The organism is Micromonospora sp. NPDC048040, from assembly GCF_055587185.1.
In genome coordinates, this window is record NZ_JBVJGT010000018.1 from 110,036 (window position 1) to 121,401 (window position 11,366).

Consider the following 11,366-nt stretch of genomic DNA (forward strand, 5'->3'; position numbering starts at 1 on the left):
TCGGGGTATGGTGGCCGCCATGAGCGTTCCCATGACCCTGCTCGGCCTGCTCGAACGCGAGCCCAGCCACGGCTACGACCTGAAACGCGACTACGACTCCTTCTTCAACCGCGGCAAGCCGCTGCCGTTCGGCCAGGTCTACGCGACCCTCGGCCGGCTCGTCCGCGACGGCAAGATCGTGGTCGGCGAGGTCGAGCCGGGCGTCGGCCCCGAACGCAAGCGCTACGTCATCACCGACCGGGGCGCGACCGAGTTCGAGTCGTGGCTGACCGAGCCGGTCGAGGCCGAGCCCAACCTGCAGACCGTGCTGTTCACCAAGGTCGTGCTGGCGCTCATGCTCGACCGCCCCGCCGAGGAATACCTCGACACGCAACGCGCCACACACCTGCGGCGGATGACGGAACTCACCGAGATCAAGCGCAACGGCAACCTGGTCGACACCATGCTGGCCGACCACGGCCTGTTCCACCTGGAAGCCGACCTGCACTGGATCGACACCACGGTCGCCCGGCTGGACGCCCTCCGGACGGTGGTACGCGGATGAAGGCTATCGAGGCGCGAGACGTCCACCTGTCCTTCGGCGAGACGCCGGCGCTGCGCGGCGCCAGCGTCTCGGTGGCCCCGGGCGAGATCGTCGCCATCATGGGTCCGAGCGGCTCCGGCAAGTCCACCCTGCTGCACTGCCTGGCCGGGATCCTCGTGCCGGACGCCGGCGAGATCCACTTCGACGGCCGCCGGATCGACACCCTGGGCGAGCAGGAGCGCAGCATCCTGCGCCGGGACCAGTTCGGGTTCGTGTTCCAGTTCGGACAGCTCGTGCCGGAGCTGACCGCGGAGGAGAACGTCGCGCTGCCGCTGCTGCTGAGCGGCGTCAAGCGGGCCGCGGCGCTCACCGAGGCGCGGCCCTGGTTCGAGCGGCTCGGCCTGGCCGGGCTGGAGCGGCGCCGCTCCGGTGAACTCTCCGGCGGTCAGGCGCAGCGGGTCGCGCTGGCCCGCGGCCTGGTCGCCCGGCCCGGGGCGCTGTTCGCCGACGAGCCGACCGGGGCGCTCGACTCGCTGACCGGCGAGCAGGTCATGAACCTCCTGGTCGCCTCCGCCCGGGAGCAGGGCACGACCGTCGTGCTCGTCACCCACGAGGCCCGCGTCGCCGCGTACGCCGACCGGCAGGTCATCGTGCGCGACGGCAAGGTGAACGCGCTGGTGCCCGCATGATCCGGTTCGCGGTACGGCTGTCCGTGGCCGGCGGGCGGGAAGCCGCTACCCGGCTCGTCATCATCGCCGCCGCGGTGGCGCTCGGCGTCGGCATGCTCCTGGCGACAGTCGCCGGCATGAACGCGGTCGGCGCGCAGAACCAGCGGAACGCCTGGCTCAACACCGCCGTCGCGCCGGCCTCCTCCGATCCCTCGGTCGACCCGCTGTGGTGGCTCGTCCGGGAGGACTACTACCACGGCACCTCCATCGGCCGGGTCGAGGTCGCGGCGACCGGCCCGGACGCGCCCCTCCCGCCGGGCATCCCGCGCCTGCCCGGGCCTGGCGAGTACTACGTCTCCCCCGCCCTCGGCGAGCTGCTGCGGGCCACCCCGGCCGCGGAACTCGGTGACCGCTTCCCCGGCCACGAGGTCGGCACGATCGGCCGGGCGGCGTTGCCCTCTCCGGACTCGCTGCTGATCGTCATCGGCCGCCCGCCCGCCGACCTGGAGCACCTGGGTGCCCGCCAGGTCACCCAGATCATGACCACGTCTCCGGACGGCTGCGCCGACGGCTGCTATGTCGGCATCAACGGCGACGGCATGGCGCTCGTGCTGTCCGTGGTCGCGGCCGCACTGCTCTTCCCGGTGCTCGTCTTCATCGGCACCGCGACCCGGCTGGCCGCCACCCGCCGGGAGCAGCGCTTCGCCGCGATGCGGCTGGTCGGCGCCACGCCACGGCAGATCTCGCTGATCTCGGCGGTCGAGTCGACACTCGCCGCCGTCGCCGGGACCGCCGCCGGGTTCGGCCTGTTCTTCGCGTTCCGGCCCGGCCTCGCGGCGATCCCGTTCACCGGCGAGCCGTTCTTCACCACCGACCTCTCTCTCACGATCGTCGACGTCCTGCTGGTCGCGCTCGGCATCCCGGTCGGGGCCGTCGTGGCCTCCTGGCTGGCCCTGCGGCGGGTGCAGATCTCGCCGCTGGGCGTGAGCCGGCGGGTGACGCCGAAGCCGCCGCGCGCCTGGCGGCTCATCCCGCTGGTCGCCGGGCTCGCCGAACTGACCTACTTCATCGGCCGGCGTCCCCCCACGACCAACGGCCAGCTCACCGCGTACCTCTCGGGGTTTCTGCTGATCCTGGTCGGGCTGGTGCTGGCCGGGCCGTGGTTGACCATGATCGCCGCGCGGCTGCTGGCCGGGCGGGCGAGCCGGCCCGCCACGCTCATCGCCGCGCGCCGCCTGTCGGACAACCCGCAGGCGGGGTTCCGGTCCGTGAGCGGGCTGATCGTGGCGCTGTTCGTGACCAGCGTGGCGACCGGCACGATCACCACGTACATCGCCAACCGCGGCGAGCCGCGCACCGACTCGGTGGCCGCCACGTCCCTGTCGAAGATCTTCTGGCCCGAGGACGGTCCCGCGCCGACCCCGGACCAGATCCCGGCCGGGCTCGCGGCGATCCCCGGCGTGCGCAGCGTGACCGTGGTGCACCGCAACCCCGACCCGGACGGGTGGCACGGCATCATCACCTGTGCCGAGCTGGACCGCCTGGCGGCGTACGGCAGCTGCCCCGCGGGCGCGAAGGTCGCGACCGTGACCCCCGACCTCGTCGGCTTGCGCGCGTTCGACCTGACCAACGACACGTACGTGTGGAAGGCCGCCGACATCGATCCCGCGCAGGTCGACCGGCAGCCGATCGTGTCGGTGGTCGTCGACACGACCAGCCGCTCCGCGTTCGAACAGGCCCGGACGATGCTGATCGACGCGTTCCCGAAGGATCGCTTCCCGACCAGCACCGCCGAATGGGAGTCGAGTTCCGCGCGGCTGCTGCGGCAGTTCCAGCAGCTGGCCAACGTGGTGATGCTGGCCAGCCTGCCGATCGCGGGTTGCAGCCTGGCGGTGAGCGTGGCCGGCGGGCTGAGCGACCGGCGGCGGCCGTTCAGCATGCTGCGGCTCACCGGGGTGCAACTGCGCACCCTGCGCCGGGTGGTCGCGCTGGAGACCATCGCGCCACTGCTGATCGTCGCGGCGGTGGCGATCGGGATCGGGTTCCTGGCCGCGCACCTGTTCCTGCGGGCGCAGTTGGGCTACACGCTGCTGGCGCCGAAGCCGTCGTTCTACCTCACGGTGGTCGGTGGGTTGGCGGTGTCGCTGGGCATCGTCGCCTCGACGCTGCCGCTGCTGCGGCGGATCACCGGCCCGGAGACCGCCCGCAACGACTGAGCCGTCCTCCGGCAGCGCGGTTGCATCTCGAGCCGACGGCGCTCGGTTCACGAGGTGCAACCGCGCTGCGGAATGTGGCTCGGCTACCGACACGTCGAGTAGCCGCGGCGACTGACACCTCTCCGCTGGTCGTCGATGTGGTGTCGGGTCAGCCGAGTGGGACCTGGACGGCGACGTCGTGCTTGGGGTATTGCGCCTCGACCTGGTCGGCGCCGTACTTCTGGCAGAACATCTCGACGACGTGGTTGACCCGGTCGGCGTCGGTGATGGGGGTGGCGCTCGAGCTCAGGGCCGTGCCGTTCGCGGCCACCTGGATGAACGGCGTCCGCCGGACGTTCTTGTACCAGTCGCTGTCCGAGCCGGTGATCGGCACCAGGAAGACGCTGTCCTCCTCCTGCACGAACCACACCGGGTGCGAGATCTGCCGTCCGGTCTTCCGGCCGGTCACGGTGATCTCGACCTCCTGTACGCCCTGCAGCGCGTCCCTGATCACGTTGCCCACGATGCCCTCCGCCAGCCTCCCGACGTGCTCCCGCTCGCCAGCCTATGAACCGGCGCGCATGCTCGTCCCGGATTCCGGCATCCGGCGGCAGGCCGGGGGTGCGCCCGGTCAGCCGCCCAGGGCGAGGTCCGCCACCTCGGCGGCGCACCCCCAGGACAGGGTGACCCCCGCCCCGCCGTGGCCGTACGCGTGCACGAGTCGGCTGCCGCGCGGGCCCGCCGGCTCCGGGTCCACCTCGACCCGCGGGCCGCCGTGCCGGGCCGGCCGCAGCCCGATCCGCTCGCCGAGCACCGGCGCCTCGGCCAACTCCGGCACCAGCGCGACGCAGCGGCGCCGGATCGCCGCCGCCGTGTCCGGGTCGGGCGCGGTGTGCCCCACCCCCGGCTGGTATGTGCCGCCGAGCACCACGTCGTGCCGGCGCGGGTGCACGTACGTGATCCCGGCCGGGTCGTCCTCGTCGCGCACCGAGACGGTCAGGCCCGGGTTCGCCACCAGCACCAGGTGCCCGCGCACCGGGTGCACGGCCGGGTCGCCGGCGAGCTGGCCGGCGGCCAGGCCCGTCGCGTTGACGACCGTCGGCGCGGTGTCGAACGCGTCGGCGAGCCGCCGCACCCGGCGACGCAGCACCCGCCCGCCGCCGGCCTCCAGCCGCTGCCGTAGCCAGGCCAGGTACGGCGTCATCTCCACCGTCGGCGCGGTGAACCGCAGCAGCGCCGTGTACGGCGGTCGCGCCGGCTCCGCCACCAGGTCCCCGCACGCCTCCGCCCACCAGGGCGGGCCGGCGTACGGGTGGCGCAGCAGCATCCGGGTCGGCCGCTCGACCACCCCCGGCACACCGTCCGCGGCCTGGCGGCCCAGCTCCGTGTGGGTCTCCCGCGCCCAGCGCAGCACCCGCGGGTCCTGGTCGGTGTGGCTTGGGTACCAGACGGCGGCGGCCACCGTGGACACCGTGTCCGCCGGGTCGTCGGCGGCCAGCACGGTCACCCGCGCCCCCCGCCGCTGGAGGGTGACCGCCGCCGTCATCCCGACGACCCCACCCCCGACCACCACCACGTCCGTTGCTGCCGTCATCGTCCGCTCCTTCGCTCGTGCCGTTGGCCTCGGATCGTCGCCGTCCCGGCGGCCCGCCGTCCAAGACGGATCGGACAGCCGGCGATAAGCGGGGCTTATGATCGATCCATGTCCGACGCGCCGACCCTGGACGCCTGGTTGGACCTGCGGCGGCTGCGCTACTTCGCCGTGCTCGCCGAAGAACTGCACTTCACCCGGGCCGCCGCCCGGCTGCGCGTCGCCCAGCCCGCGCTCAGCCAGCAGATCCGGGCCCTGGAACGCCAGCTCGGCGTGCCGCTCGTGCACCGCACCAGCCGGGGCTGCAGGCTGACGGAGGTGGGGGCGCGGGTCGCCGACGAGGCCACCCGGCTGCTCGCCGAGGTGGACGCGGGGACCGCCCGCATCCGGGACCTGGTACGCGGGCGGGGCGGCCGGCTCCGGCTCGCGTACACGCGGTCGGCGCGGGGTGGCCGGGTCGACGCGCTGGTCGCCCGGTTCCGGGCCACCCACCCGGACATCGAGGTGGTCCCGGAGACGGCCTGGACGGCGCCGAACGTGGCCGGCCTGCTCGCCGGCCGGCTCGACGTGGCGTTCGTCCGCCCGCCTGTCGACGAGCCGGCGTTGGCCTGCCGGGCGGTCGACACCGAGGAGCTGCTGCTGGCCCTGCCCGCAGGTCACCCCCTCGCCGCCAGCCGCCGCCGGGTCAGCCGGGCCGAGGTGGTCGACCTGCCAGCCGTGATGTGGCCGCGCGAGAACGGCCCCGGCATGTTCGACCGTACGATCGCCCAGGTCTGGCCGCACGGCGGGTTCCGGCTCGTCCGGCAGGAGCCGGACGACGAGCAGCTGCTGCGGGCGGTGGCGCAGGGAGACGTGGTCGCGGCCGTCCCGGCCGGCCGCGCCCGCGCGCTGCGACTGCGCGAGGTACGGCTGCGCCGGTTCACCGCCCCGACACCCACCGTGGACGTCGCCCTGGCCTGGCCGCGCGACAGCACGAACCCCGCCCTCCGCCGGTTCCTCGCCCTGCTCGACTGAGGCCGGGCGAGAAGCTGGCAGGTGAAGATGTAGGACGTTCCGCCTCCTGCACCGGCGCCTCCATGAGCCGGAACAGGGAGGTCGCGGGGCCGGCACCGAAGGCGCGGCTGGTGTGAACAGTTCCCAGCGAATGAGCAGGCGGGCCGCCGAACCGCGACCCGCCTGCTCTTCGACCACCTTGTCGCGCGATCCAAGACCGTCAGATGTTCGGGTCTCGGCGTTGATGCATGCGCCCGTCCCTGTCGAGCCGAAGCAGGGTCGACTTCCCGGCGTCGTTGCGGCCGATCAGGCCGGTGCGGCCGGTGCCACGCGAGCCGTTGGCACCGGAGATCGCAACGGTCCCGTCTGGCCATTCGAAGGTCAGATCGCGGAGTGTGATCGCGGACTTCGTAGACATGGTTGGCCTTTCTCTTCTTTTCGTCCCGTCAGCTGCGGACGGGTGTGACGGGGATCGGTTCGGTGTCGACGGGAGCGGCGACCGAAGGGTTCGCGGCGAGGTACTTGCCGTGGAGCTGCCCGCAGGCGGCGTCGATGCCGGTGCCGAACTGTCGGCGCCTGGTCGCGTGCACACCCCGCACGGTGAGCCCGCGCAGGAAGTCGTCCACGCGCGTGGAGGACGGGGCGCGGTAGTCCGGTGCCGCGCCGATCGCCTCGTTGTAGCGGATGACGCTGACGTGGAACAGCTCGGGTCGGGACCGCTCGTGGACCAGTTCGGCGAGAGCGGCGAGATGGTCGTCGCTGTCGTTGACGCCGGCGATGAGCAGATAGGCGAGGTAGACCTTTCGGCGGCTCGTGGCGGCATGCCGGTCGAGGATGTCGAGGCTCCGCGCGAGCGGGAACCGTTCCTCGAGGGGGACGATACGCGCCCGCTCCTGCGGAAACGGCGAGTGCACGGACAGGGTGATCGTCACCTGCGGGTGCTCGTCGACCAGGCGTGCCAGGTTCGGCGCGAACCCCACGGTCGACACCGTGACCCGACGCGCGGACATCCCCGCGTATCCGGCGTCGGTCAGCAGGGTGAGCGCGTCGAACACGTGGGGGTTGGCGAGCGCCTCCCCCATTCCCATGAACGCGACGCTCGCGGGCCTGGGCAACCCTTCGCGGGTCCAGTACGGATGCATCACCTGCGCGACGATCTCGTCTGCGGTGAGATTGCGGACCAGACCCACCGCGCCGGTCGCGCAGAAGGTGCAGCCCAGGCTGCACCCGGCCTGCGACGAGATGCACATGGAGTCCCATCCGGCTCGATAGTGCGAGACGACGGTCTCGATGCGGGCACCGGTGTCGGATGCGAAGAGCACCTTCTCGACCTGCTCGTCCCGATGCACTTCCAACGGGGTCAGCGGATGCAGCCGCGGGCCGAACTGCTCTGCAAGATCGGCACGCAGGCCGGCCGGCAGTGCGTGGACGTCGGCGAACGTCTCGGCCGTCGAACTCTGCCACGCGGTGATGAGCTGGCGGAACCGGAACGCCAGGGCGCCGGTCTCGGCAAGATGGTCGCGGATGCGCATCCAGCGGCTCCTCGTGGTCAGGACGGTGTTCACGAGTCGCCGCCCTTGGGAGGAAAGACCTCGCGACCCCGGTAGAAGCCGCAGTGCTGGCAGGCGCGGTGCGGCGGCGTGGGCTTGCCGCAGGCGGGATTCGTGCAGGTGGTGAGCGCCGGAACGCTGGCCTTCCAGTGCGCGCGACGGTGGCCGGCTCGGGAACGCGACGTACGGTGCTGCATGGCGATGGCCTTTCGTGAGTGGTTGCGGCTGCCAGCGGAGCTGGCGGGACAACCGACCACGGGCCGTGAGTCGATGCGGCGAGAGATTCGATCGGACCTGCCGAGGCACACCCACCTGCGCCGTCAGGCCGCTGCCTGGGTGACGGGCGATGGACGGATGGGTACGGAGAGGATCGAAGTCGCGCGTTCGCAGGCACGCACTCTGGACCGAGGTCGGTGCGGTGCGAACGTGCCGGCGAGGTTCACGCAGGGGTATCGACGCCCGGGCTGGGCGGACTCACGCTGCGTCAGGAAACGATCATTCACCGGTGCGGGCGCTGCCCACACGAGTGAAAGCCACCGGCAGTTCGGTGGCTAGATTCTGTCGACCTCAATCATTCCCATGCCAGCCACCGTATCAGCCCAAGTGTGCGCACCCGGCGGTGGGGAGGGTTCTTCCGCCTCCTCCCCGCACCCCGCTCACGGGTCACGGGTCACGGGTCACTACAGCTGGGTCACGCCAGAGGCGGGCGAGTGCGGTTCGGATGTCAGCCGGTGGTGGTGCGGAAGGCAATCGTGGCGCCGAGGGCTCGGCTGGCTGGAACGACGATCTCACCTGCGCGGGGCTTGATGTGTGGCACGGCGGCCGCCCGCAGGTGGTGCTCGGTTTGGGTGATGTCGTGCACCGCGATGGTGTATCCGACGAAGGCGGGGAGGGCTGGCGGACGCCCGTGAGGCAGGAGGTCGGGCAGCGCGGAGGCGGCGACCAGGGTGATGGTGGCGTCGTCGAGATCCAAGGTCGCGGTGGGGCCGTCGTGGTGAGCGGTGCGGCCGAGGTACGTCTCGTAGCGGCGCTTGACGTCGGGCAAGGCGTCGTCGGGTACGCACAGCGTACATCCGATCAGGTCGATGGCGCCGTTGGCGTGCTCCGGCTGCTGCTCCTCGACGGCGGCGGCGTTCTCGGCGACGCCGAGCCTGCCCTCGGGCAGCCGGCCGGGCGGCGCGCCCGCCTCGTCGTTGCTGATTTCCAGGTAGCGGGCGGGAACCATTCGGGTGCCGTTGGCGGTTTCGATCGGGCGCTGTATCGCGTGCACGCCGCCGTGGGCGACACCTGCGGCGTCGAGGCGGGCTGCAGCGTGGTCGATGTCCAGCGAGTCGAAGATGAGGATGTGCATGCCCTGGAACCGGTCCAGGCAGGCGGTGAGGTTCGCGGCGGCGCTGCGAACGGCGGCCAGGAGCCCGGGCAGCTTGTCGTCGGGAACGTTGATGGGAATCAGTTTGGCTTCGCCGGGGACCGGCTGGCCGTCCCTGACGACGGTCACGAGTTCGACGAAGTTGCGGCGCAGGTAGATGTGGGTGTTGGCTGCGCCGACCGGAAGGGCGGGCGCTCCCGGGGCGGTGGGCAGCGTCGGATAGGCCGGCGGTGCCACGGTGAAACCGAGCCGCCGGTAGGTCTCGATCGCCGCGGCCATGTCGCGCACGACGATGCCTGCGTGGTGCAGGCCGTTGATGTCCGTACCCATGCTTGTCACCTCTGATCGGTTGATGCGCCATAGGCAGCGCGGCGGTAGTCGTCGGTGTGCCCGTCGAAGACGGCGATGACCGGCGGCGCGGCGGCGGCGAACCGTGCCGAGGACGGTGGCTTCGCCGGTTCGAACGCGTGGCGGAGGGTGTCGGCCAACTGATCGGCCTTGTCCGACAGGCTCAGCTCCACCTCGTCGGCAAGAAACGGATCGATGCCGAAGAAGCCGAACACGACCGCCGGCAGGGTGTAGTCCAGATCCGCTGGCCGCAGGTCCGCCCGCAGCAGGCCGTTGTCGGCGAGTACGCCCAGGTATTCGCGGGAGGCCAGCAGCTTGGAGCTCTGCAGCGGCCGGCGGGCGGGGCTGGACAGGAACCGGTCCAGCACGTCACCGTCCCGGGTGAAGATCGCCCGCAGCACTGGTCGCGACATCGCCTCCAGGAAGAACCGGCGCATGTACCGGTGGAGCGCGATCTCCTTCGGGTCCTGGCGCATCGCGGCCACCACCGCGGTGAGCATCGCGACCGCCTCCCGCGCACCGACTGCGAAGAACAACTGTTCACGGCTGCGCCAGTGCAGGTAGACGGTGCCCTTGCCGACACCGGCGTGCCGGGCGATCTCATCAATGGTGACCCGCCGGTATCCCCAGCGCAGCAGCAACTCCTTCGCCGCGTCCAGGATCCGGTCGGCGCGGTCGATCTGGCCCGGTTGCGACTCGGTCATGGCGCCTCCCCCTGTGACTGATGACCAGAATACCATTCCGGTCATCAGTCACGACGGGAGTGCCGAAGGCGTACGCCGACGGTCCGCGCCTCGCACATCAGGCTGCATGTCGTCACTGCCGTGGCGAGTAGCCGGGCGGGGTGGGGCCGAACGCTTTGTCGATTTCTGCTGTCGTGACTTCAGCGGCCTGCTTCGGCGGCGGCGTTCCGGGGAGGGGTCAGTCCCACTGGTCCTGGTTGAGGAAGCGGGCGAAGCCCCGCCACGAGTTCGGTCCCATCACCCCGTCGATCGGGCCGGTGTAGCCCCAGCCGGAGGCGAGTCGCTGCACCGCTTTCCAGGTGTTCGGTCCCGGTATGCCGTCGATGGGGCCGGTGTAGCCGTAGTTGCGCATGGCTCGTTGCAGCGCGGCGTACGTGTTCACGCCGGGCACGCCGTCGATCGGGCCGGTGTAGCCGGAGGTGATCCGTAGCCAGTTCTGCATCCGCTGGTAGAAGATCGGGCCGGGGATGCCGTCCTGCTCGGTGGTCGTCTTGGGCAGGCCACCGCCGCCCGGGTTCTGGCCGATGTAGGTCAGCGGGTTGATGCGTACCCCGCTCGGGTTGATCATGTGCCAGTGCAGGTGCGGGCCGGTGGAGCTGCCCGAGCCGGGGGCACCCACGGCGCCGCCCGACCGTCCCACGATCGTCCCGGCGCCGACCGCGGTCCCGTTGGCCAGCAGGAACTGTGACAGGTGCATGTACTGGCTGCGGTACCCGTCCGCGTGGTAGATCGTGACGGTGTGCCCGCCCGTACCATTGTAGGGGATGTTCTGGATCGTGCCGGCGCCGCAGGCGGGCAGCGCGGTGCCGACCCCCATCCCGAAGTCGATCCCGCCGAGCGACCCGTAGTCGAGGTGGTCCTGCCAGGTGCCGGTAATCGGGTAGCCGGCGAACGGGTTGTAGATCGCCGGCGCCGCGTGGGCGGTGCCGGGCAGCCCGACGACCCCGCCACCGACAACGAGGGCACCGGCGGTCAAAGTCGTACTGCGCAGCAACGTACGGCGGCTGAGCCCGGTCGGTGGCCGGTCTGTCGCACCGCCACAGCAGTTGGGCTGAATCTCCTCACTCATCATCGGCTCCTCATCCGTGTCCTGTGGTGCGTGGATGGCGACGACACTAAGGGCATCGGACTGTACAAATATCGGCTGATCGACCGATCAGGGAGAGGCGCCATTTGAGGACCCGCGAGGCGTACGTCCGACCGACAGCCGTCCGGGGCAGGAAGCCAACCAGGCACACCGTCACAGATCGTCGAGCTGGATCAGCCCGTCCTGGATGGCGCGCGCTACCAACATCGCCTTGGTGGGGGCCGCCCGGCCACGCATCGCGTACTTGATCCGGATGTGCTCCAGGTGGGAGTTGACCGTGCTCAGCGAAATCCCCAGAC

Annotated in this window: 12 protein-coding genes; 4 read left to right on the forward strand and 8 right to left on the reverse strand. The window is 71.4% G+C overall.

The features are described 5' to 3' along the window. Positions 1-19 precede the first annotated feature (19 nt). The 3 genes from ACZ6O2_RS19275 to ACZ6O2_RS19285 are packed head-to-tail and all read left to right on the forward strand — an operon-like array spanning position 20 to position 3,407. Positions 20-544 carry a PadR family transcriptional regulator gene (locus ACZ6O2_RS19275; RefSeq protein WP_350705778.1) on the forward strand — a complete coding sequence of 175 codons (525 nt, stop codon included), beginning with the start codon at positions 20-22 and terminating at the stop codon, positions 542-544. Further along, positions 541-1,212 carry an ABC transporter ATP-binding protein gene (locus ACZ6O2_RS19280; RefSeq protein ID WP_350705776.1) on the forward strand — a complete coding sequence of 224 codons (672 nt, stop codon included), beginning with the start codon at positions 541-543 and terminating at the stop codon, positions 1,210-1,212. The genes ACZ6O2_RS19275 and ACZ6O2_RS19280 overlap by 4 nt, the downstream gene beginning before the upstream one ends. Continuing rightward, positions 1,209-3,407, forward strand: a complete 2,199-nt coding sequence (locus tag ACZ6O2_RS19285) for an ABC transporter permease (protein WP_466023758.1) — start codon at positions 1,209-1,211, stop codon at positions 3,405-3,407. The genes ACZ6O2_RS19280 and ACZ6O2_RS19285 overlap by 4 nt, the downstream gene beginning before the upstream one ends. Before the next feature lie 148 nt (positions 3,408-3,555). Here the strand turns inward: ACZ6O2_RS19285 and ACZ6O2_RS19290 are convergent, their stop codons facing one another. Together ACZ6O2_RS19290 and ACZ6O2_RS19295 are read right to left on the reverse strand one after the other, a co-directional pair. Continuing rightward, a complete protein-coding gene (locus ACZ6O2_RS19290) occupies positions 3,556-3,909 on the reverse strand; it encodes a nitroreductase/quinone reductase family protein (protein WP_350705772.1) in 354 nt (117 codons plus the stop codon). 108 nt (positions 3,910-4,017) lie between these two features. Beyond that, on the reverse strand, positions 4,018-4,980 hold the full coding sequence (locus ACZ6O2_RS19295) for an FAD-dependent oxidoreductase (RefSeq protein ID WP_350705770.1): 963 nt from the start codon (positions 4,978-4,980) through the stop codon (positions 4,018-4,020). A gap of 108 nt (positions 4,981-5,088) precedes the next feature. Between ACZ6O2_RS19295 and ACZ6O2_RS19300 the strand changes: the two genes are divergently transcribed. Continuing rightward, on the forward strand, positions 5,089-5,991 hold the full coding sequence (locus ACZ6O2_RS19300; protein ID WP_466023759.1) for a LysR family transcriptional regulator: 903 nt from the start codon (positions 5,089-5,091) through the stop codon (positions 5,989-5,991). A gap of 199 nt (positions 5,992-6,190) precedes the next feature. Here ACZ6O2_RS19300 and ACZ6O2_RS19305 read toward each other — a convergent pair whose 3' ends face one another. The 6 genes from ACZ6O2_RS19305 to ACZ6O2_RS19330 form a co-directional block, all read right to left on the reverse strand. Next, positions 6,191-6,388 carry a hypothetical protein gene (locus ACZ6O2_RS19305; protein WP_466023760.1) on the reverse strand — a complete coding sequence of 66 codons (198 nt, stop codon included), beginning with the start codon at positions 6,386-6,388 and terminating at the stop codon, positions 6,191-6,193. A 28-nt stretch (positions 6,389-6,416) separates the two neighbouring features. Continuing rightward, entirely contained in the window at positions 6,417-7,502 is a 1,086-nt protein-coding gene (locus tag ACZ6O2_RS19310; protein ID WP_466023761.1) for a radical SAM protein, read from the reverse strand. A gap of 29 nt (positions 7,503-7,531) precedes the next feature. Beyond that, complete coding sequence (gene rpmF, locus ACZ6O2_RS19315; protein ID WP_466023762.1) at positions 7,532-7,717, reverse strand: 50S ribosomal protein L32; 186 nt, start codon at positions 7,715-7,717, stop codon at positions 7,532-7,534. Between the two features lie 527 nt (positions 7,718-8,244). Then, complete coding sequence (locus tag ACZ6O2_RS19320) at positions 8,245-9,219, reverse strand: VOC family protein (RefSeq protein WP_466023763.1); 975 nt, start codon at positions 9,217-9,219, stop codon at positions 8,245-8,247. Between the two features lie 5 nt (positions 9,220-9,224). Beyond that, entirely contained in the window at positions 9,225-9,941 is a 717-nt protein-coding gene (locus ACZ6O2_RS19325; protein ID WP_466023764.1) for a TetR/AcrR family transcriptional regulator, read from the reverse strand. 217 nt (positions 9,942-10,158) lie between these two features. Next, positions 10,159-11,049 (reverse strand): peptidoglycan DD-metalloendopeptidase family protein, encoded by an 891-nt coding sequence (locus ACZ6O2_RS19330; protein WP_466023765.1) that lies wholly within the window; start codon positions 11,047-11,049, stop codon positions 10,159-10,161. Between the last annotated feature and the right edge of the window lie 317 nt (positions 11,050-11,366).